The 21,908-nt window shown below is 67.7% G+C and carries 18 protein-coding genes; 11 read left to right on the top strand and 7 right to left on the bottom strand.

Annotated features, from left to right (window positions below; all coding sequences use genetic code 11):
• Window positions 1-165 precede the first annotated feature (165 nt).
• Together DLJ49_RS10535 and DLJ49_RS10530 are read left to right on the top strand one after the other, a co-directional pair.
• Window positions 166-690, top strand: a complete 525-nt coding sequence (locus tag DLJ49_RS10535) for a cytochrome P460 family protein (protein ID WP_233488947.1) — start codon at window positions 166-168, stop codon at window positions 688-690.
• An 86-nt stretch (window positions 691-776) separates the two neighbouring features.
• Window positions 777-1,334 carry an NADPH-dependent FMN reductase gene (locus tag DLJ49_RS10530; protein ID WP_115393513.1) on the top strand — a complete coding sequence of 186 codons (558 nt, stop codon included), beginning with the start codon at window positions 777-779 and terminating at the stop codon, window positions 1,332-1,334.
• A 317-nt stretch (window positions 1,335-1,651) separates the two neighbouring features.
• On the opposite strand, the gene DLJ49_RS10525 is transcribed toward DLJ49_RS10530, so the two are convergent.
• Entirely contained in the window at window positions 1,652-2,608 is a 957-nt protein-coding gene (locus tag DLJ49_RS10525; RefSeq protein ID WP_115393512.1) for a PRC-barrel domain-containing protein, read from the bottom strand.
• 224 nt (window positions 2,609-2,832) lie between these two features.
• On the opposite strand from DLJ49_RS10525, the gene DLJ49_RS10520 reads away from it, so the two are divergent.
• The 7 genes from DLJ49_RS10520 (at window position 2,833) to DLJ49_RS10490 (ending at window position 8,221) form a co-directional block, all read left to right on the top strand.
• Window positions 2,833-3,930: a DUF2795 domain-containing protein gene (locus DLJ49_RS10520; RefSeq protein ID WP_199533348.1), complete on the top strand. Its 1,098-nt coding sequence runs from the start codon at window positions 2,833-2,835 to the stop codon at window positions 3,928-3,930.
• Window positions 3,930-4,469 carry a DUF2795 domain-containing protein gene (locus DLJ49_RS10515; protein WP_115393510.1) on the top strand — a complete coding sequence of 180 codons (540 nt, stop codon included), beginning with the start codon at window positions 3,930-3,932 and terminating at the stop codon, window positions 4,467-4,469. Before DLJ49_RS10520 ends, DLJ49_RS10515 begins: the two co-directional genes overlap by 1 nt.
• 54 nt (window positions 4,470-4,523) lie before the next feature.
• Window positions 4,524-4,754, top strand: a complete 231-nt coding sequence (locus DLJ49_RS10510; RefSeq protein ID WP_115393509.1) for a hypothetical protein — start codon at window positions 4,524-4,526, stop codon at window positions 4,752-4,754.
• Between the two features lie 53 nt (window positions 4,755-4,807).
• Complete coding sequence (locus DLJ49_RS10505; protein WP_115393508.1) at window positions 4,808-5,299, top strand: YciE/YciF ferroxidase family protein; 492 nt, start codon at window positions 4,808-4,810, stop codon at window positions 5,297-5,299.
• 7 nt (window positions 5,300-5,306) lie between these two features.
• The gene (locus DLJ49_RS10500; RefSeq protein WP_233488945.1) at window positions 5,307-7,301 is read left to right on the top strand and encodes a protein-L-isoaspartate(D-aspartate) O-methyltransferase; all 1,995 of its coding nucleotides are present in this window, start codon (window positions 5,307-5,309) and stop codon (window positions 7,299-7,301) included.
• A gap of 72 nt (window positions 7,302-7,373) precedes the next feature.
• The gene (locus DLJ49_RS10495; protein ID WP_115393507.1) at window positions 7,374-7,685 is read left to right on the top strand and encodes a hypothetical protein; all 312 of its coding nucleotides are present in this window, start codon (window positions 7,374-7,376) and stop codon (window positions 7,683-7,685) included.
• Window positions 7,682-8,221, top strand: coding sequence for a VIT1/CCC1 transporter family protein (locus DLJ49_RS10490; RefSeq protein ID WP_115393506.1), 540 nt, complete (start codon window positions 7,682-7,684; stop codon window positions 8,219-8,221). Before DLJ49_RS10495 ends, DLJ49_RS10490 begins: the two co-directional genes overlap by 4 nt.
• A gap of 56 nt (window positions 8,222-8,277) precedes the next feature.
• On the opposite strand, the gene DLJ49_RS10485 is transcribed toward DLJ49_RS10490, so the two are convergent.
• Window positions 8,278-9,576 carry a cation:proton antiporter gene (locus tag DLJ49_RS10485; protein ID WP_115393505.1) on the bottom strand — a complete coding sequence of 433 codons (1,299 nt, stop codon included), beginning with the start codon at window positions 9,574-9,576 and terminating at the stop codon, window positions 8,278-8,280.
• Between the two features lie 76 nt (window positions 9,577-9,652).
• Window positions 9,653-10,306 (bottom strand): 2,3-diphosphoglycerate-dependent phosphoglycerate mutase, encoded by a 654-nt coding sequence (gene gpmA, locus DLJ49_RS10480; RefSeq protein ID WP_115393504.1) that lies wholly within the window; start codon window positions 10,304-10,306, stop codon window positions 9,653-9,655.
• A 201-nt stretch (window positions 10,307-10,507) separates the two neighbouring features.
• Here gpmA and otsB point away from each other — a divergent pair, with 201 nt between their 5' ends.
• Both otsB and DLJ49_RS22075 read left to right on the top strand, forming a co-directional pair.
• On the top strand, window positions 10,508-12,064 hold the full coding sequence (otsB, locus tag DLJ49_RS22080) for a trehalose-phosphatase (RefSeq protein ID WP_199533347.1): 1,557 nt from the start codon (window positions 10,508-10,510) through the stop codon (window positions 12,062-12,064).
• Entirely contained in the window at window positions 12,061-14,538 is a 2,478-nt protein-coding gene (locus DLJ49_RS22075; RefSeq protein WP_199533346.1) for a glycoside hydrolase family 65 protein, read from the top strand. The genes otsB and DLJ49_RS22075 overlap by 4 nt, the downstream gene beginning before the upstream one ends.
• A gap of 87 nt (window positions 14,539-14,625) precedes the next feature.
• On the opposite strand, the gene DLJ49_RS10470 is transcribed toward DLJ49_RS22075, so the two are convergent.
• From DLJ49_RS10470 to DLJ49_RS10455, 4 genes are read right to left on the bottom strand one after another with little or no spacing between them, the layout of a single operon-like run.
• On the bottom strand, window positions 14,626-17,316 hold the full coding sequence (locus DLJ49_RS10470; RefSeq protein ID WP_115393503.1) for a cation-translocating P-type ATPase: 2,691 nt from the start codon (window positions 17,314-17,316) through the stop codon (window positions 14,626-14,628).
• Between the two features lie 21 nt (window positions 17,317-17,337).
• Window positions 17,338-18,342 (bottom strand): hydroxyacid dehydrogenase, encoded by a 1,005-nt coding sequence (locus tag DLJ49_RS10465; protein WP_115393502.1) that lies wholly within the window; start codon window positions 18,340-18,342, stop codon window positions 17,338-17,340.
• Complete coding sequence (gene ppsA / locus DLJ49_RS10460) at window positions 18,339-20,753, bottom strand: phosphoenolpyruvate synthase (RefSeq protein WP_115393501.1); 2,415 nt, start codon at window positions 20,751-20,753, stop codon at window positions 18,339-18,341. Before ppsA ends, DLJ49_RS10465 begins: the two co-directional genes overlap by 4 nt.
• A complete protein-coding gene (locus DLJ49_RS10455) occupies window positions 20,750-21,532 on the bottom strand; it encodes a cation transporting ATPase C-terminal domain-containing protein (protein WP_158547445.1) in 783 nt (260 codons plus the stop codon). Before DLJ49_RS10455 ends, ppsA begins: the two co-directional genes overlap by 4 nt.
• Between the last annotated feature and the right edge of the window lie 376 nt (window positions 21,533-21,908).

Below are 21,908 nucleotides of genomic sequence, written 5' to 3'. Positions count from 1 at the left end.
ATGCGGTTCCTCATTTCCGGGCAGCGTGTCCGAACAGGCGCGGCGGCGCCAAGGTGGCCCGCGTCCAGGAGCATCCCCGAACCGGTTCGTGCGGGGAACAACATACTTCCGCCGACTGTTGCCGGATTGGACGAGTGCGAAATCCTCGACCGTGGAGAGGCCCGCATGAACAGAGCAGGAATGGCATTCGCCTCGACCGCCTTCCTTGGCGCGACAGTCGCCTTCGGCCAGAACGGCGCCGGGCAAGCGGACCAGGGCTACGCAGCCGAACTCTGGCAGATGATGACGGAGCGTGACCTGGCGGGCGAGAATGCGGTGCAGGCATTTCCCTACGCGGGCACCGATCCGCACGGGATGATGCTCGAGACGTTCTACACCGAGGCCACGATCGACGGCCATTCGGGCGACCTCGTGATCAAGCGCAACTATGGCCCCGAAGGGGTGACCGTGGAGGAGGTTCTCGGCGCGGGCGACGACCACCTCGCCTCAATCACGATCATGTTCCGACGGGGCGACGGCTATGCGCCCGACAGCGGCAACTGGTTCTGGGCGAAGTATCTCCCCAACGGCAGCCTCGACCGGGCGCCGGACGGCACGCCACTGGCCGGGCCGGCACGAGGGTGCATCAGCTGCCACGCGGACGCGGACGGCGGCGATTACCTGTTCACAACCAATGCCCTGTCCGACTGACGGCGACCGACCGACCACTCCCTGCCCGGGAGCGCGTCGGCCCGAGCGCCTGCAGCGACAGGCCCTTCCACACGAAAGGGAGCATCATGACACGCACCTACCGCGTGGCCGGGATTTCCGGGAGCTTGCGCAAGGGCTCGTACAATACCGCGACCCTGCGCGCCGCGCAGGAGCTCGCCCCCGGAAGCCTCGACATCGACATCGTCACGCTCGATGACACCCCTCTCTTCAACGAGGACGTCGAGGCCGTCGGTTGGCCCGACCGCATTCAGGATCTGCGCGAGCGGGTGCAGGCTGCCGACGCAGTGATCTTCGCCGCGCCCGAGTACAACTACTCCATCGCGGGAGTCCTCAAGAACGCGATCGACTGGCTGTCGCGCCCCGAGGGGGACGCGCCCCTGAACGGAAAGCCCGCCGCCATCGTCGGGGCGACTCCCGCGTTCGTGGGCACGGCGCGCGGGCAGGCGCATCTTCGCCAGGTCGTCTTTTACAACGCGATGCCCCTGCTGCCCACGGCGGAGGTTCTGATCGCCCGTGCCGGTGAACGGTTCGACGACGAGGGCCAGCTCACCGACGAGGAGACGCGCGCCGTTCTCAAGGACATGCTGGAGAAATTCGCCGCCTGGGTCGATCGCCACGCGTGACGATCGGGACCGCGACCGGACGATGGCGGCAAGATCGGCAGCTGCGCCTCGTACCGGAAATGCTTGCCGCCGGCGCGTCGGCGGCTGACCTTCGCTGGCCGGCGTAGCGCATCGAGCGGCCTGGTCACAGCTCGGTCGCGCTGCGCTCGGCGGCCCCCGATGCATGCCCTCGGACGCCGTGGCGCATGCCGTGGCGTGCGCCGATCAAGCATTGCTGGCGCACGAGTTCATGAGTTTCGTGATCGAACGGCGCGATGACGGGCAGAGGGGCCTGAGACGTCATTCCTGCGACACGTCGATTTCCCTCGCCATTGCCCTCAACGAACCCGCCTGGGGCTCGTCCGCTCCCCAAGCAGGACGGCCCATTCATGGTGGGCTCCACCATCCTCGCACGGGTTGTACGGCGCCGGGCAGCCCCCCTGCCCCGCCAGCCGACGGCCCGATGTCGTTTTTGTGCCGGAGAGCAGACCGACCGCCGGCCCATGCGCGCAGCTTGAGGGCCGGCGGCCGGGAGACGTGGCACTGCGCCAAGGCATCGCGCGAGACTGAAGCTGCTCGTAGTCGAAGTTCTCGAGCGTGTCGATCTCGACCGGGTCATAGGGAATTTCGTATCGGGGGCTCATGGCGCCACGATAGGAATAGGGGTATGCGTAATAGCCGGGGCGGCCGTAAGCCGCCGCATCCGTGACGACGGCGGAAATCGCCCCATCCTGCACGATGAGGTCCGCCACGTAACCGTACCGCGCCCCATCGGAGAGGTAGGCGTAATCCCCGACGAGGTCGGTCGCCTTGAAGACCCCCGCCCCTGCAGCGAGGTCGTCGTCGACCGGCTGCGTTTCGCCTGTATCGCTCTCGTCGATGACCTGTTCGTCGAAGTCGAAGTCGCCGAACACGTCGTAGTCGTCTACGGTTTCTTCCGTTACCGGGATTCCCATCCGCTGAATGCCCGCTTCCATGGTCACTTCGTCCCATGGGACATACACATGCGTATCGAGAATGTCCCAGAACCCGCCGACTTGGGCGATGATGCCGAGCACTTCTCCGTCGTTGGCGAATAGGACGTTCTCGACATCGCCGATTTCCTCGCCGGCAGCGTCGACGATTTCCGTCATGTCGAACATGTTCTCGACGCTCCAGCCTTCGGCGTAGAGCGGATCGTAGCTCCAGTTTGACAGCAGCTCCACTCCATCCTGCTCCTGGTCCTGCGCCGAGGCAGGAACGGCCGCGATCAGGGCGACTGCGCTGGTTGCAGCCTTGGCGATCCTGAACAGCATGTCGATCTCCTTTGCGAACGAATTCCCCGATGGAAAGGGCTGTCACGGTGCATTGTTCCAGCCGGACGGCGCCGCCTTCCGAAGAAGGCTGGGGGCTTTCACGACCGCGCCGACGTGGCGGAACGGGAGGCCATCATCGCCGGGACGTTCTGAACGTCGCTGTGGGGGATGGCGGCGAGGAACCTCCTTCGGTCTCTCGCGTTTCGCGGATGTCGGACCACGGCGTGGAGACGGCCGCCCGGGCAGGAGAAAAACGGGATGCCGATCTGCCCACGCTTCCGGCCTTCGGGGTGCCGCTGACATCACCGACCGTATGCGAGGCCGCAATGACACAGATGATCGAGACGGGCGAGATACATTTCTTCTACAGGCCCAAGATCGACGTGTACCAGCCCTCGGGCGTCGACGACCTCCAGCGCATGTATCTCGCGCTGGTGCCCGACGACCGGGATCTCGCCCGGTTGTTCATCGTCGGTCGCAAGCAGTTGCCCGACATTCTTGCCGGGGAGGCCGACCCGTCGGAGCGGCACTGGCTGCTGTTGGCCGAGGTCGGCACGCCGGTGGAGATCGGCGAGGCGCTGCGCCCCGTACACTACGAGACGAAGACCCGTGGCGAACGGCAGACGCCGCAGGCGATCCCCGTTGGCTCCGGCCGCTACGTGATCGCGGCGCGCGACGACTCCACGCAGATCGCCTACAGGCTGCGCGCGCCCAAGACGGTCGGCGCGGCGCAAGAGGCTCTGAACATTCAGGACGAGGCGCGCTTCGTGATTGCCGTCAGAAACCCCTCGGTCAAGGTGCCTGGGTTTCCCGACGCGCAGCCGGACTATCCGAGCGATCTCTCCGTAAAGTTCGCCGACGAGCGGTGGATCGACATCTCGGACTCCCGGCTTCTGGATCACGAGGACGCACAGCTCGTGCTGATCGGCGCGGAAGAGCAGGCCGCCCCCCTGGAGATAGGCGCCAACGGCAAGGCGGACCCGTTCGCGACCTTTGGGCTCGCGGCGGGGGACTGGCCCGACGACCCGCTCGAGAGCGGCGCCTTCGCCGCGGCGACGGGCGACGCCGAGCCGGTGGAGTCCGAGGGTGACCGCAGCAAGGGCGGCCGGCGCGGCGGGCCCGTGGCAGCGCGCACCGATTCCGCGGCCGGCGTGACCTCGGCGCTGACGGGCATCTCCTTTCCGTCCGATCGCGCCGGGCTGGTCCGCCAGGCCCGCGACAACGACGCGCCCGACGAGGTGATCGACCTGATCGAGAACATGCCGGAGCGCCGCTTCGAAACAATGGCAGATGTGAGCAAGGCAGTCGGGGAGGTGCGCTGATGAGCCGGCACCGTTGCGAGATCTGCGGCGCGGAGTTCGACACGTTGTCGGAGTACCGCCGGCACATGCAGACGTCACACCCGGAGCGCGCGCCCTCGGCGGCCGATCTGGAACAGGCCCTCTCCGGCATGGAGTATCCGGCGTCCCGCGACGCGCTGGCCCGGCATGCGCACGACAGCGGCGCGGACGAGATCGCCGACATTCTGGAACAGTTGCCAGACCGCGACTATCGCGACGCCGCTGATGTCGCGCGGGCCTTCGGCGGGATCCGCGCGCACGAGGAGAAGCCGGACGATCAGCCGAGCCGACGCGGTGGCGACGCGGCGATGCAGACCGAAGCGATTTCGGCGGCGCGCGCAGCAAGCCTCTTTGCCGAGATGGAGTTCCCCGCCTCCGCGGAGGACCTGAAATCCCACGCGCGCGCGCAGGCCGGAGAGCGCGAAATGGATGTCATCTCCCGCCTGCCGGATCGTCGATACAGCGACATGTCCGATGTCGCGCAGGCCTTCGGCGAGGTGAAGGGCGCGGACCGGTCCTGACCGGCCGCTCCGTCGAAGCCCCCTGTCACGCAACGAAAATGGAGAACACCGAAAATGGCGGACTTCTTCTTCTGGCTTCTCATCCTGCTGCTGGTCGTGATGATTTTCTCATGGCCGACCTGGCCCTACACCTATGAGCGCTGGCCCTACCGCCGCGGCGGCGGCTACCGATACGCGGCGAGCGCCACGGCGGCCGGCCTCGCGATCCTGATCCTGGTCTTGTTCTGGCTGGGCCTGCTGGCCATCGCCTGGCCATGGACGGCGCCGCCCGTCGTCGTCGACTGACCTGTCGAGACACCCGCCGCGCCGGCGTCGTCTCCGGACAAGGGAGCATACTGATGAACGTCGAGAATCTCGGAGACCGCTACCTCGCCGAGCTGCAGGAAGCGCGCTCGGTCGAGGCACAGCTTTCAGAGGCCCTGCCGAAGATGGGGGATGCGGCGAACGCGAAAGACCTGAAGCGCGCGCTCGCCGACCATCTGGGCGAGACACGGTCTCAGCTCGACAGGATAGACGATATCCTCCGGCGTCACGGCGTCGACACACGCGCCCACAGCGACCAGTCGATGCAGCGGATCATTGCCGAGACCGACAAGTGGGCCGGCATGGTAGATGACCAGGCGTGTCGCGATGCCGGGCTGATCGCTTCGGCGCAGCGTATCGAGCACTACGAGATCGCGGTCTACGGAACGCTCGCCAGCTGGGCCGTGCAGCTTGGTCTCGAGAAGGATGCCGCGACCCTGCGCGCGATCCTCGCGGAGGATAAGTCGGCAGACGACGCGCTGACCCGGCTGGCGAAGGGCGAGGTCAACCCAGATGCGGCCGCGTAGAGACGCCATGCCCGGAACCGAAGACGCCCGCAACAGGATGGTCGACGTCCAGATCGCGCGGCGCGGCGTGCGCGATCCGAACGTGCTCGGCGCGATGCGGAAAGTGCCGCGCGAGGCCTTCGTCGCGCCCGGTCACGAGGAGTTTGCCTACGATGACGCTCCGCTGCCCATCGGGCACGGCCAGACGATTTCGCAGCCTTACATCGTCGCGTTGATGATCGAGGCGGCCGGCATCCAGCCGGGCGACCGCGTGCTCGAGATCGGCGCCGGCTCCGGCTACGCCGCCGCGGTCATGGGCGAGATCGCCGCGCATGTGCATGCGATCGAGCGGCAGGGGCCGCTGGGCCATGCCGCGCAGCAGCGGATCGCCGCCGCCGGTATCGACAACGTCGAGGTGCACGTTGCCGACGGCACGCTCGGCTGGCCCGACGCCGCGCCCTTCGACGCGATCGTGGTGGCCGCCGGCGGACCCTCGGTGCCGGAGGCGCTGAAGGAGCAGCTGAAGGAGGGCGGTCGACTTGTGATTCCGGTCGGCGAGGCCGAACTCGGGCAATCCTTGCGGCGTATCACCCGCACCGGCCCCGACAGCTGGGACGAGGAAGATATCGGCGCGGTCCGCTTCGTGCCTCTGATCGGCGCGCAGGGCTGGACCGAGGACGGGCGCCGCGCTGCCTCCAGCCACGTGCCCGGTCAGAACAGCGGCAAGACACTGCCTCGGATGCTCGCAGACGCCGCGGAGCCGCTGCCCGATATCGACGACCCGGCCTTCGGTGCGCTGTTCGACCGCTACGGCGACCGGCGCGTGGTGCTCCTGGGCGAGGCCAGCCATGGCACGTCGGAGTTCTACCGCGCCCATGCCGCGATCACGCGGCACCTGGTCGAGAACCACGGATTCACCATCGTCGCCGTTGAGGCCGACTGGCCCGACGCCGCCGCGGTCAACCGCTACGTCACGCACCAGACCGCGCGCGATTTCGAGGATCCCGCCTTCACCCGCTTCCCGACCTGGATGTGGCGCAACACCGTCATCGAGGGCCTGGCCGAATGGCTGCGCGTGCATAACGGCCGCCTCGCCGACCCAGAACGGCAGGCCGGTTTCTACGGTCTCGACATCTACAACATGCGCGGTTCCATCGCGGCGGTGCTCGACTATCTCGACGAGGTCGACCCGGACGCTGCGCGCATCGCCCGCGAGCGGTACGGCTGCCTGACGCCCTGGCAGCGCGATCCCGCCACCTATGGCCGGGCGGTTCTGAGCCAGCGCTATCGCGACTGCGAGGACGAGGTGGTGGCCCAACTCCGCGACCTGCTCGAGCGCCGGCTGGACTACGAGGCGCAGGACGGGGCGAGTTTTCTCGACGCGGCACAGAACGCGCGTCTGGTGCGGTCGGCCGAGCAGTATTACCGCGTCATGTATTACGGCGGCGCCGAGAGCTGGAACCTGCGCGACAGCCACATGTTCGAGACCCTCGAGCACCTTCTGGAGGCGCGCGGCCCGGAGGCGAAGGCGGTGGTCTGGGCGCATAACAGCCATATCGGCGATGCCCGCGCGACCGAGATGGGCGCCGTCCGCGGAGAGCACAATATCGGCCAGCTCTGCCGCGAGCGGTTCGGCGACGAGGCCGCGCTGATCGGCTTCGGCACCCACACCGGCACCGTCGCTGCGGCGACCGACTGGGGCGGAGAGATGGAGGTCAAGCGCGTGCGGCCCTCTCGCGAGGACAGCTACGAGCGGGTGTGTCACGACGCGGGCATGCCTGGCTTCCTGCTCGACATGCGCCGCGACGAGGCGCTGCGTCGGCGCCTCATGGATCAGCGGCTCGAGCGCTTCATCGGCGTGATCTACCGCCCCGAAACCGAGCTGGCGAGCCACTACGCCAACGCCGCCCTGCCACGACAGTTCGACGGTTGGGTCTGGTTCGACGAAACCCGTGCCATCACGCCGCTGCCGCCCGACCACCGCCGCGAGGGCGTGCCCGACACCTGGCCGTTCGGTCTCTGAGCGAGGGCGGCATTCAGGTGGACGGGCGATCTCACGAATGCGGACGAGCAAGCCACTGCAGAAGGGGTCTCGATGAAGACTGACACCACGGCGGCGATGCGCCCGATGGACGACTTCGCCGCACGCACTGGAGGCGGTTCCGGTGCCGGTCGGCTCGGCGACCGGCCCGAGGGTGACCCGCTCCGCGCTCGCACCGAGACGAGCGGGCGCAGTCCTGCCACTCGGTCCGCTTCGAGGCGGCGGCAGGCTCCGGGGTGGCAGGATCACCCCGACATCAACGAGGTGGTGCTCGCAACAGCCGCGCTCGACGCCTGGATCGCCACGTCGGGGCTCGGGCCCCTGTCCCGCTCCCGTCCAGCGGACGGGGAGCCGGATCAGGCATGAGACGCGACCGTTCGGAAACCCTCGCCAAGACCCTGATACGTCGCTACCTTCCGGAGCTGGTCTACGGCGCCAACGATGGGATCGTCACGACCTTTGCCATCGTTTCGGGCATCGTCGGCGCCTCCCTCACGAGCAGCGCCATTCTGATCCTGGGCTTTGCCAGCCTTTTCGCGGACGGGATCTCGATGGCGGCAAGCAACGTCCTGGCCGAAAGATCGAGATCCGAGAATCGCCCGTCGTTACGCGAAGCGTCACGCCACGGCGCGGCGACCTTCTGCGGCTTCATCGCAGCGGGCTTCGTTCCGCTTCTGGCCTATCTCCTTCCGTCCTTCCAGATTCCGCGCTTCGCGCTCTCCGCAGGACTGGCCGGGGCCATGCTGTTTTTCGTCGGCGCGTCGCGCGCCTTCTTCACTGACCGCACGTTTCTTCGCGCCGGTCTAGAAATGCTGCTCATAGGCGCTGGCGCGGCGACCGTGGCGTTCGGTGTGGGCCATCTGGGCGCGCAAATCACCGGCAGCGCAGGCCGGCCCCCGTGAGCGTCACCGCGGGCCATGCATGCCGCACATCGCCCGAAGCCGTCAGCCCGTGCGGATCATTCGGCTTTCTTCTCTGACTTCCGCGCCCGGCCGATCTGGGCGGGCCACCGCCGGAACATGACTTCGAGGCTCACGGGCGCGACCAGACAGGTGATAGCCGACACAAGCACGAAGGCCGCATAAAGGTCGTCCGGCACCGCCCAGTCGCCGAGCCGCTGCCCGCGTTCCATGATGATCATCGTGATTTCCGCCCGGGGCACCATGCTGACCCCGATCAGCGCGGCCCCCGTCGCGCCGGTGGCGACAAGCGCCGGAAGGCCGGCCCCGACGACCTTGCCCGCGACGGCCACCGCCGCAAGCGCTGCGCCCGCCCCGAGGGCAGAGGCGAAGGCCGCGGGCTCGAGGGACAGGCCGATGCCGATGAAGAAGAACGGCGTGAAAAGATGGTACAGGCCGGTGAAGCCGGTATCGAATTTCACGGCGTCGGGATCACGACTGAAGGCCAGCCCGGCGAAGAGCGCGCCGACCGCGGCCGAGAATCCGAGCCAGGCCGACACGCCCGCGATCGCGATCCCGATGCCCGCGACGAAAACGATCGTCTCGGATCGCGTCGCGTAGCCCTCGAAGGCGCGGGTCATCGGCTTTTCGAGATGGCGCGCAAAGGCCACGCACAGCGCGCCGAAGCCGAGAAACTTGGCAAGAAGGATGCCGCCCGTGGACAGCAGTTGCGACCAGATGCCACCGCCGGACCCGTGCCCGTTGGCACCGGGGCGGTTGCCTTCGGCGCCGGCCACGGTCTCGTGCAGGATCGGCACGATGGCGAAGAGCATGACCATCAGCGCGAGGCCCGACAGGTCGTCCAGCTCGGCCACGTCCGTCAGCAGCTGGCCCTTCGGCGTTCCCAGCGCATCGTGCTGCTGCCACATGCCGACCGAAACCCCGATGCTCGTCGCCGTCAATGCCACGGCCGCGATCAGGCTGGGGATCTGGTCGTAGCCCAGGAGCCACGACATGACGAAATAGCCGGGCACGGCGCTCAACAGGATGTTGCCCAGCCACACGAGGCTGGCGCTGCCGAGTTGCCGTCGCAGCCCGGCGATGTCGCTTTCCAGCCCGACCCGGAACAGGAGCGCGACGATGCCCAGCTCCGCCAGAATGTCGAACGCGGCGTGGCCATCCTCGGAGAGGAGGTCGAACCTGTCGTCTGCCAGCCGAAGCAGGATGCCCAGACCGATGAAGCCGACGAGCGCGGGCACGTAGGTGCGGTCGAGAAACGCGCGCACCGCGACCGCTGCGGCGATCAGCAGGCCGATCAGCAGGATCAGGGACGACGTCGACTGAACGGCGTTCGTCATGGAAACCTCGCGCCTCTCATCGACGGTGGAGCTGGCCGGACTCGTCGAGGTAGCGGCTGCCGCTCGGCCGCAGCGCCTAGTCGAACTCGTAGACCAGCGGCACGCCCGTCGGGATCTCGAGGCCCGGGATCTCGTCGTCGGGGATACCGTCGAGATGCTTCACGATCCCGCGCATGCTGTTGCCGTGCGCGACGACGAGGGGTGTGCGGCCTGCCATGAGCGCAGGTTCGATGCGCATCCGCCAGTAGGGCAGCATGCGCGCGATGCAGTCCTCCAGGCTCTCGGTGCGCGGCACTTCGGCGTCGGGCAGGCCGTCATACTTGCGCTCGTGACCAGGAAAGCGCTCGTCCGTCTCGTCGAGGGCGGGTGGTCTGGTCGCAAAGCTGCGGCGCCATTCGTGCACCTGCGCCTCGCCGACCTCGCGGCGCTTCTCGTCCTTGTTATGGCCCTGCAGGGCGCCGTAATGGCGCTCGTTCAGGCGCCAGTGCCGCTCGACATGCATGTACATGAGGTCGAGCTCGTCGAGGACGATCCAGAGCGTGCGGATCGCGCGTTTCTGCACCGAGGTGAGGCATAGGTCGAACGCGATGCCGTCGCGGGCGATCAGCATCGCGGCCCGGCGTGCCTCCTGTATGCCGTCCTCGCTGAGGTCGACATCGGTCCAGCCGGTAAACCGGTTGTCGCGGTTCCACAGGCTCTCGCCATGGCGCAGAAGAACAAGTCGCGGCATTCGCCCCTCCTCTCGCGGTGTCCGCCCGGGGCCGGGCCTCGATGGCGGCCTCGCGTGTCCGGGCCCAACGTCGCAACCCGAGGTTCGGGTTCACGGCAAGGGAACCGATTTTCGCGCCCGGGGTTTTACCGGGTGGACCGGCGCGCGCGTCCGCTCCGGCAAGGCGAGAGGGCGTCTGGCGAATTGGACGGGGAGTCAGGAATGAACGGGTCTGCCGGCCAGAACGGCGCGGACATCGCGGCGGTCGTCTTCGACATGGACGGTGTCGTGACCGACACCGCGGGTGCGCATTTCGCAGCATGGAAGCGGGTCTTCGACAAGGTTCTCGAGGCGCGCGGGGAAGATGCAGCGTTCACGCGGGACGACTACCTCGCCCATGTCGACGGCATTCCCCGCCACGACGGCGTGCGCCAATTCCTCCGCTCGCGCGGGATCGAGCTGCCCGAGGGCGCGGATGACGACGACGGCCTGGGAACAATACGTGGCATCGGCAATCGGAAGAACCGGTATTTCCGCGAGTGGCTGGAAGGAAACCGCGTGACGGTCTTCGACGATGCCGTCGAGTTGATCGACGAACTGAAGAAGGGCGGCATCGGCGTCGGCGTCTTCTCGGCCAGCCGCAACGCGCCACGGGTGCTGGAAAGCGCCGGGATCGCCGAGCTCTTCGGCGCCACGGTCGGCGGTGCGGATGCACACGAGCGCGACCTGTCGCCCAAGCCCGCACCGGACCAACTGGTGGAGACGGCGCAGCGCCTCGGCTGCGCGCCGTCCGAGGCCGCGGTGGTCGAGGATGCCGTCGCCGGTGTGCAGGCTGGCGCGGCCGGGCGCTTCGGCCTCGTGATCGGCGTGGACCGGCAGGCCGATTCCGGCCGCCATCGCCATGCCCTGCGGTCGAACGGTGCCGACCTCGTCACACGCAATCTGCGGCAATTATGTCTGCCCGAGGGCGGGATCAGGTTCCTGGACCGGCTGCCGCTTGTCTGGGACCGGATGGACGACATCCGCGACCGCCTCGGGTCGCGGCCGCTCTCCGTTTTCCTCGACTTCGACGGCACGCTGTCGCCCATCGTCGCCGATCACCGCGACGCGACGATCTCCGAGGAAACCCGCACCGCCGTCGCGCGCCTGGCCGGGCGCTGCCCGGTCGCCGTCATCAGCGGCCGCGACCTCGGCGACGTGCGCGAGCGTGTCGGCCTCGACGGAGTCATCTATGCCGGCAGCCACGGGTTCGACATCGCCGGGCCCGACGTTCTCGAGGCACGCCCCGACGAGGCCGAGGGCTTTCTGCGCCCCATCGACGACGCCGACGCCGACCTGCGAGAGGCGCTGTCGGGCATCCAGGGGGCCGACGTGGAGCGCAAGACCTTTTCGGTGGCGGTGCACTATCGCCGCGCTGCCGAGGCGGCGGTCGCTGCGATCGAGGACGCGGTGGACAGGGTGGTCGCACGCCACGAGAAGCTGCGCAAGGGCCGGGGCAAGAAGGTCTTCGAGATCCAGCCCCGCGCCGACTGGGACAAGGGCCGGGCCGTCGAATGGCTGCTCGCGCACACGCGGCTCGGCGGCGGCGACGCCCTGCCGATCTATCTCGGCGACGACCTGACCGACGAAGACGCCTTCAGCGCCCTGGGCGAGTCCGGCCTCTGCATCGCCGTGCGAGGCGACAGTCGTGCCACACTCGCGGATTACGCGCTGGCCGATCCGCAGGACGTGCGCCGCTTCGTCGACTGGCTGGCCGGACCGGACACGGGGGAACGATGAACGCCTGGCATCTGAAGTATTCCGGCTACGATCCCGCATCCGAGGGCCTGCGCGAGACGCTGTGCGCGCTCGGCAACGGCTACATCGTCTCGCGCGCAGCGGCTCCGAATGCCCATGCCGACGAGGTGCATTATCCCGGCACTTACCTTGCCGGCGGTTACGATCGGCTGACTTCCGAGATCGCGGGGCACCGGATCGAGAACGAAGACCTCGTCAACATTCCCAACTGGCTGCCGCTGACCATGCGGGCGGAGGATGGCGACTGGCTCGGCCCCGACGATGTCGAGTATCTCGACTATCGGCAGGAGATCGACCTAAGGGGAAACGTGCTGACGCGCTTCCTGCGCTTTCGGGATCAGGCCGGACGGGTGACCCGGTGGGACGAACGGCGCTTCGTGTCCATGCACGATCCCCACCTCGCCGCTCTGTCGGTGACGCTGACGCCCGAGAACTGGTCGGGCGAGATGCAGCTCCGGGCCGGTCTGGACGGAAGCGTCATCAACTGGGGCGTGGCACGCTACCGCGATCTGGCGAGCCGACATCTCGAGACGGTGCATACCGGACAGGAGGAGGGCGGCGTTCTCGTCTTGCGGTCCCGGTTCGTGCAGGCCCGGCGAGAGGTGGCGCTGGCGGCCCGGACCTCGGTCGTGATCGACGGCGGGCATATACCGGCCGCACGTTGCGAGATCCTGCCCGATATCGTCGAGGAGCAGTTCGATCTCGAGGCGAAGGAGGGGCGCCCGGTCGCCGTCGAAAAGATCGCGGCCCATTTCGACAGCCGGGACGCCGGTATCACCGAACCGCTTCACGAGGCGGCGAACCATGTGCGCCACGCCCTCGATTTCCGCGCCCTCGAAGAGGAGCACTCGCTGGGCTGGCACCACCTGTGGGACCAGTTCGACATTCGCCTCGACGACGCCGACAGCGACGCGCAACTCAAGCTGCGCCTGCACATCCTGCACCTGCTGCAGACCGCGTCGATCCACTCGGTCGACATGGATGTCGGTGTCCCTCCGCGCGGTTGGCACGGCGAGGCCTACCGCGGCCACATCATGTGGGACGAGTTGTTCATCTTCCCCTATCTGACGCTTCGCATGCCGGTGCTGACCCGCGCGCTCCTGCGCTACCGCTACCATCGTCTCGACGAGGCCCGGCGCGCGGCGCGCGAGGCTGGTCTGAAGGGCGCGATGTTTCCCTGGCAGAGCGGGTCGAATGGCCGGGAAGAGAGCCAGCGCATCCATCTCAACCCCCGGTCGGGGCGGTGGATTCCCGACAATTCCTGGCGCCAGCGACATATCGGGGCCGCCATCGCCTACAATGTCTGGGAATACGTACAGGCCACCGACGACCGCGACTTCCTGCGCGACTATGGCGCGGAGCTGTTCTGCGAGATCGCGCGGTATCTCTCGAGCCTCGCCGAAGAGCGCCCTGATGGCCGCTACGGCATCTGCGGGGTGATGGGGCCCGACGAGTTCCACACCGCCTATCCCGGCGCCGATCCCAGCACCGACGGCGGGCTCGACAACAACGCCTACATGAACTTCATGACCTCCTGGGTGCTTTCGCGCGCCGACGACGTGCTGGAGCTGATCCCGGCGGATGAGCGGCGGCGCCTGTGCGAGCGCATCGGGCTCGGCCCCGAGGAAATGGCGCACTGGGAGGACGTGAGCTGCAGGCTCTTCATCCCTTTCCACGAGGACGGACTCATCAGCCAGTTCGAGGGATACGAGAAGCTGCGGGAACTCGACTGGGACGGGTATCGCGAGAAATACGGCAACCTACAGCGCCTCGACCGAATCCTCGAGGCGGAGGGAAAGGATCCCAACGACTACAAGGTGTCCAAGCAGGCCGACACGCTGATGATCTTCTACCTCTTCAGCAGCGACGAGATCGGGCACATCCTCGACCGGCTGGGCTATGCCTTCGACCCCGAGATGATCCTGCGCAACATCCAGTACTACATGCGCCGCACCTCGCACGGCTCGACCCTGAGCTGGGTGGCGCATGCCTGGGTGCTCGCCCGCGCCGACCGGCAGCGGTCCTGGCAACTGGCGCTCAAGGCGCTGGATGCCGACATCGCCGACATCCAGGGCGGCACGACGAAGGAGGGCATCCATCTCGGCGCCATGGCCGGGACGGTGGACCTGATGCAGCGCTGCTATACGGGCATCGAGCTCAGGGCGGGGACGCTGATGTTCAACCCGCGCCTGCCCGAGGAGGTGAAGCAGCTGCGCTCGACGGTCCGGTTCCGCCGCCAGATCCTCGATTTCGAGATCACGCAGGACGAACTGACCGTGACCAGCCGACCGATGACCGCGCATCCGGTGACGATCTCCTACCGTGGGCAGGGCCGTGAGATGAGCCCGGGGCAGTCCTTCACCTTCCGCCTTATCCCCGAGATCAAGCCCGACCGCTCCGAGCGCGAGCGGATCCGGGTAGAGCAGCAGACCCGTTTCGAAACGGCGGCAAGCTGACCCGTGCGGCAGTCGGGGGGCGCCCGCCCGCCCCGGCCGCCGCCTCACTCCCGGAGTTCTTCGCCACGGGGAGGGGCGGCGACGCACTCAGGTCTGCTTGCCTCCGGGCAGGAGCCGGCGGACGAAAGGCAGCTTGACGATCTGGCCGATGATGAGCGGAACGAGGCTGCCGACCGCGATCAGGAGCCAGCCTTCGCCGCTGGGCGCCACGGTGCCGAGCACGGGGCTCAGGCCCGGCAGGTAAGCCGCGGCGAGCGTCAGCGCGACGCCGATGGCCAGCGCGATCCAGACATACCCGTTCGTCGTCACCTCGTTGCGGAAAAACGGCGCGTCGGGATCGCGCATGTTGAAGACGTGCCAGAGCCGGGCGAAGGCGAAGGTGAGAAACGAGATCGTCACCGCCTCATCCGCGCCCAGATCGAGCTGGAAGGCCATCCAGAAGACCGTCAGCACCGACAGCCCGATCACCGCGCCGTAGCCGCCGATCACGCCCCAGTGAAAGCGGGTCAGGATCGGCTCCTTCGGGTCGCGCGGCGGGCGCTTCATCACGTCGGCCTTGGTCCCGCCCATGCCAAGCGCGAGCGCCGGGAACACGTCGGAGACGATATTGATGTAGAGGATCTGCAGAGGCAGGAGCGGCAGCGGCGCGTTCAGCAGCGCCACCAGCGAGACGGCGAAGATCTCGCCCGTGTTGCCCGAAAGCATGTAGATCACGAACTTGCGGATGTTGCCGAAGATCGTGCGGCCCTGCCGGATCGCCTCGACGATGCTGGCGAAGCTGTCGTCCCGCAGCACCATGTCGGCCGCCTCGCGCGCGACCTCGGTGCCGCGCCGGCCCATGGCGACGCCGATATTGGCCTTCTTCAGCGCGGGCGCGTCGTTGACGCCGTCGCCGGTCATGGCGACGACCTGGCCGTCGTCCTGGTAGACCTGGATCAGGTCGAGCTTCTGCTCGGGGTCGAAGCGGGCGAAGATCGGCGTCCTGAGGATGCGGCGTCTGTCCTTCTTCGACAGCTGCACCGCCGACTTCATGTCGCTGCCGGTCATCACCGCGGCCTCGTCGGCGTCGTCCACCAGCCCGACGGCTTCGGCGATGGCGCGGGCCGTGCTCGGCTGGTCGCCGGTGACCATCACCGCATGGATGCCGGCCTTGCGGCAGTCCTGCACGGCCTCGCGCACCTCCGCCCGCGGCGGGTCGAGCAGACCGACGAGGCCGATCAGGGTCAGGCCCTCGTAAGGATCCTCGTCCGCGCTGTGTGCGGTCTTCTCGGCCAGGGCGAGGGCGCGCAGCCCCTCGGCGGCCGTGGCCTCGTTGCGCTCCAGCCAGGCGTCGCGCCCCTCGTCATCGAGCTCGCGACGGCTCTCGCCCCGAAAGACATGCGTGCAGACCTCCAGCACCGCTTCCGGCGCGCCTTTGACTGCGACGCGGATACCGTCCTCGTCCTCGTGGAAGGTCGCCATCATCTTGACCGAGGGATCGAACTCCTCGCGCCGGACCTCCTCGTATTCGCCGACGAGTTCGTCCCGCAGCATTCCGGCCCGACTGCCACCGACCAGCAGCGCGATCTCCATCGGGTCGCCCGTGCCGCGCTCGTCCTCGTCCGAGCCGTCGAGGTCGGCCGCGTTGCAGAGCACACCCACCTCGAGCGCACGGCGGATGACGGGACGCTCCCTCGGGTCGACATCCTCGCCATCGAGGCGGAAGGCGCCGCCCTCGTCCCCCGGCACCTCCACATCGCCCTCCGGCAGGGCGAGGCGCGCAAGCGTCATGCGGTTCTCGGTCAGCGTGCCGGTCTTGTCGGAGCAGATGACGTTGGTCGCGCCCAGCGTCTCGACCGCCGACAGCCGCTCGATCAGCGCGTTGCGCTTCGCCAGCCGCCACATGCCGCGGGCGAGCGCGACGCTGGCGACGATCGGCAGCCCCTCGGGCACGGCGGCCACGACCAGCGCCACCCCGGTCTCGACCATCAGGAACAGCTCGCGCCCCGCGACGATGCCGATGACCGAGGTCACGGCGGCGACGATGACGATCACGACAAGCAGCCGCCGCGCCAGCCGGTCGAGGCGCTTTTCCAGCGGCGTCTCCTCCTCCTCGGCCTCCTCGGCGAGTCGCGAGATATGGCCGAGCTCGGTGCCCATGCCGGTCGCCACGACGACGCCCACGGCGCTGCCGTTGCTGATCGAGGTGCCCTTGTAGGCCATGTTCTCGCGGTCGGCGAGGTCCACCTCGCCCTCGATGGGGTCGGTCGTCTTGCCCTGCGGCACCGACTCTCCGGTCAGGGCGGATTCGTTCACCCGCAGGTTCCCCGCTTCGATCAGGCGCAGGTCGGCCGGCACGATATCGCCCGCTTCCAGCAGCACGATGTCGCCCGGCACCAGCTCTGCCGCGTCGATGTCGCGCTTCTCGCCGTCGCGCCGGACGCGGGCGGTAATGCGCTCCATCTCGCGCAGGGCTTCCATCGACCGGGTGGCCCGCAACTCGGTAAAGTAGCCGACGCCCGCGTTGATCGCGATGGCGACGAGAATGGCGATGCCCTGCACCACCTCGGAAAAGGCGAAGGACAGGGCCGCCGCACCGAAGAGGATGGCGAAGATCAGGCTCTTGAACTGATCGACGAAGATGCGCCAGGCAGAGCGTCGCTCGGCCTCTTCCAGCACGTTTTTCCCGTGCTCTTCGAGGCGGCTCTGCGCCTCCCGTTCGGAGAGCCCGGTCGCGGGGTCTGCGCCCCAAGCTTCGATCACCTCGTCGCCGGATTTCCGATAAGCGTGTTCGGCCATTCCCCGCCTCTCTGGTATCCGTCAGGGTGTGACGAGGTTCGGCGCCCGGCCCGCCATGAAGCCCTCGATATTCTCCCGCGTGGTGTCCAGGATCCTTTGAACGGCCTCGCGCGTGTTGAACCCGGTATGCGGCGTGATCAGGACGTTGCGCATCCTGAGCAGGATATGGTCGGCCAGCAGCGTGTCGAGATGGTGCGCGCGGTCGAAATACGAGCGCAGGAGCTCGGCCTCCTCGCGCACCACCGGCTCCTCGGGCAGGACGTCGAGCCCGGCTGCGCGGAGCTTGCCGCTCGACAGCGCCTGAAGCAGCGCCTCCGTCTCGACCACCGTGCCGCGGGCGGTGTTGATGAGCACCGCGCCGTCCTTCATCCTGTCGAAGACGTCGGCATCGATGAGGTTGCGCGTCTTCTCGTTGCCCGGAACATGCAGCGAGATCACGTCGGAGCGTCGCAGCAGTTCGTCCATCTCCACATAGTCGAACCCAGTCTCGCGCGCGACATCCTCCCTCGGCTTCACGTCGAAGGCCAGCACCTCCATTCCGAAGCCCCGCGCGATGCGGGCCGTGTGCACGCCGATGTCCCCTGTCCCGATCACGCCCATCGTCCTGCCCATCAGGTCGAAGCCCTGCAGGCCGCCCTGCATGAAGTCGCCGCGCCGGGTGCGCTCGGCCGCGTCGACGACATTGTGGCTGATGGCGAGCAGAAGCGCGAAGACATGCTCGGCAACGGTGTTGGCGCCGTAGGTCGGCACGTTCGAGACGGCGACACCGTTTTCGCGGCACCAGTCCATGTCGATATGGTCGACGCCGGTCGAGCGGGTCGCGATGAACTGCAGGTTGCCGAAGCGGTCGAGAACCTCGCGCGAAAAATCCGAGTAGATGAACGCCGAAACGATATCGGCGTCGACGTGCTTCTCGGCCGCCTCTGCATCGAGTGCGTCCTGCTCGAAGACGAGTTCGTGTTTCTCCTGCAGCGGCTCGAAGGTCTCGCATTCCCAGGGCTCGACATCGAAGATCACGATCTTCATTGCGCGGCCTCCTGATGCTTGCGCCGATCGGCCAGCGCTTCCGCCTCGGCGATCTGCCGTTTCACCTGCAGGAAGCTGTCGGGGCTGACCGAGATCGAGCCGATGCCGTGCCGGACGAGGAACTGCGCGAATTCCGGGTGGTCGCTCGGCGCCTGCCCGCAGATGCCGGTATGCACGCCGGCACGGTTCGCCCTGCCCAGCAGCTCCGCGATGGCGGCCTTCACCGCATCGTCGCGCTCGTCGAAGAGGCGGCGGAGGCGTGCGCTGTCCCGGTCCACGCCGAGGACGAGCTGCGTCAGGTCGTTGGAGCCGATGGAGAACCCGTCGAAGCGGGCGGCAAAGCCTTCGGCAAGGAACACGTTGGCCGGGATCTCGGCCATCACGTAGACCGACAGGCCCGCCCTGCCCCGCATCAGCCCCTCGCCCGCCAGCGTCTCCAACACGCGGTCGGCCTCGTCGAGCGTGCGGCAGAACGGGATCATCAGGACGATGTTCGACAGCCCGATCTCCTCCCGCGCCCGCCGCACGGCCCGGCATTCCAGCGCGAAACCCTCGCAGTAGTCGTCATCGTAATAGCGTGAGGCGCCGCGCCAGCCGAGCATCGGGTTCTCCTCCTCCGGCTCGAAGGCGGCGCCGCCGATCAGCTCGGCGTATTCGTTGGTCTTGAAGTCGCTCATCCGCACCACGACCGGGTTCGGGTGATGCGCCGAGGCGATGCGTGCGATGCCGCGGGCGAGCGTATCGACGAAATATTCCGCCCGGTCGTCGTAGGCGCGCGTCAGCTCGTCGATCCGCTTCTTGGCGTCCTTGTCCTCCAGCTCGTCGTAGCGGATCAGCGCCATGGGGTGAATGCGGATCATGTTGTTGATGATGAACTCCATCCGCGCCAGGCCCACGCCGTCGGTCGGAAGGCGCCACCAGCGATAGGCGGCCGCAGGATTGGCGAGGTTGACCATCACGTCCGTCCGCGTGTCCGGCACGTCGTCGAGCGCGATCTCCCGTGTCTCGAAGTCGAGGATGCCGTCATGGACGACCCCCTCGTCGCCCTCGGCGCAGGAGACCGTGACGTCTTGCCCGTCCTCGAGTGTCGACGTGGCATGTCCCGTGCCGACGATGGCGGTCAGCCCCATCTCGCGGCTGACGATGGCCGCGTGGCTGGTGCGTCCGCCGTGGTCGGTGACGATGGCCGACGCCTTCTTCATGATCGGCACCCAGTCCGGGTCGGTCATGCCGGTCACCAGCACGGCGCCGTCCTCGAAACGCTCGATCTCGTCGGGGCTGTCGAGGCGCAGGACCTTGCCCGCCGAGATGGAATCGCCGATGGCCAGCCCGCCCACCAGCACTTCGCCCGTCTCGTTCAGGCGGTAGGATTTCAGCGTGTCGGCCTCCTTCTGCGACTGCACCGTCTCCGGGCGGGCCTGGACGATAAAGAGCGCGCCCGTCTCGCCGTCCTTGGCCCATTCCATGTCCATCGCCTGGCCGTAATGCCCCTCAATGGTGGCCCCCCAGCGGGCGAGATGCAGGATCTCGTCGTCGGTCAGGACGAAGCGCGCGCGTTCGTCCTTCTTCGTGTCGACCAGCTTCGTCTCCGACCTGTCCCCGCCATAGACCATCTTCCGATCCTTGCCGCCGAGATGCTTCGACACGATGGGGCGCATGTCGGGATCGCCCAGAAGCGGCTTGAAGACGTGGTATTCGTCCGGGTCCACCATCCCCTGAACCACCGTCTCGCCGAGGCCCCAGGCCCCGGTGATCAGCACCGAGCGCGGGAAGCCGGTCTCGGTGTCGATGGAGAACATCACGCCCGATCCAGCGAGGTCGGAGCGCGCCATCTGCTGCACGCCCACCGATAGCGCGATGCCCATGTGGTCGAAGCCGTTCTCCTCGCGGTAGGCGATGGCCCGGTCGGTGAAGAGCGAGGCAAAGCAGCGTTTCACCGCGTCAAGCAGCGCCTCCTCGCCCCGGATATTGAGGAAGGTCTCGAGCTGCCCGGCGAAGCTCGCCTCGGGCAGATCCTCGGCGGTGGCGGAACTGCGCACGGCCACGTCGAGATCCTCGCGCTCCAGCCGCGCGGCGAGATCGCGATAAGACTGCCGGATCGCTTCGGCCACCGGGCCGGGCGTCTCGCCGCCGAGGATGTGCCCGCGCACCGCCTCGCCCACCTTCGACAGGTTGCTGCGGTCGCCCTTCAGCTTGTCGAGGTCGTCGGAAATCTTCTGCCGCAGGTCGTTGTCGTCGATGAAGCGCCAGTAGACGTCCGCCGTCGTCGCGAAGCCTGCAGGAACCCGGACGCCCACCTCGTGCAGGTTGCGGATCATCTCGCCGAGCGAGGCATTCTTGCCCCCCACGACCGCTCCATCCCGCCGCCCGAGATCGGCAAGGTCGCGCACGAAAACCGGCCCGCTGCTCATGATGTGTTCTCCTTGTCCTTTCGGTCGGACGGTGCTTGGTCCGAGACGATCCTCTCCGCCCGCTCGGCGGTCTTCGCGTACTCGGCATGTTCGGCGCGCTCGGCGTAGTCGGCGGTTTTTGCGTGATCTGCGATGACCGGACTTGAGCCATCGCCCTTTTTCGCACGGTACGAAGGCTGCCGCTGCGTCTCTTCGGCCAGCTTACGAGCCCGGAATGCCTTGTAGCCCTCGACGATGGCGAACTTGGTCAGCGTGATGGCCAGAAGGATCGCCCATGTGGTGAAGGCGACAGGCTCGACTTCCAGCACGGAGCGCCAGCCGGGGACGAACATCGAAAGGATGTGCGCGCCCTGAGAGGCGATGACAGCGCCGACAAGGAGCCAGTTGTTGCCGAGCGGAATACGGAAGGCGGAGCGCGTCTCGGAACGGACGTTGAAGGCGTGGACGTTCTCGAACAGCACCATCAGAAGCAGAAGGTGATTGCGCGCCTCGAAAGTGTCGAAATTCATCTCGGCCGTCAGGAAATGGAAGACGGCGAAGGCCACGAGCCCCATGTACACGCCTGAAACCAGGACTTCCTCGATCATCAGCCGATTGAAGATGCGCTCGTCGGGATCGCGCGGTCGCCTTTTCAGCACGCCGGGCTCGCCTTTCTCGAAGGACAGCGCGATGTCCTGGATGCCGTTTGTCACCAGGTTCAGCCAGAGAAGCTGCACCGGCGTCAGCGGCAGCGCGGTGTCGAAGATGACGGACAGGGTGAACAGGACGAGTTCGGCCACCCCGGTTGAGCCCGCAGTATTCACCGAATGCGTCTGAGCGGCGGATTTGGCGGTCGTGGGCCGGTCGTGAGGACCGGTCGAGGGTTGTGCAGACCCTCCCGAGCGGCGCGACGCCTGTTGACGGTGCGCGTGGGCCCTTCGACGCGGTGCGAGGCGGGTCCGTGGGCAGTCGCGGTGCATGTCGGACCGGGCCGCCGGGCGCGGCGGTGGTGTCGGAGCCGGAGATGTTCAGGCGGTCGTGGTCAGGGGCCGGCCCAGTGCATCCTGTCGATCCTCGGCCAGAGGAGAGCCCAGAAGGGCGCGGCGCTGCTGGAGAGCGCGAGCGTCATCCGGCGGCCCGAGAGGACGAGCCTGGCGCCGGCGCGGAGCACGCGTT

This window comes from Rhodovulum sp. 12E13 (assembly GCF_003340565.1).
In the GTDB taxonomy this organism is placed as follows: domain Bacteria; phylum Pseudomonadota; class Alphaproteobacteria; order Rhodobacterales; family Rhodobacteraceae; genus HLUCCA09.
Note: the sequence above shows the minus strand (reverse complement) of the source record. Positions and strands in the feature narration are given on the sequence as shown.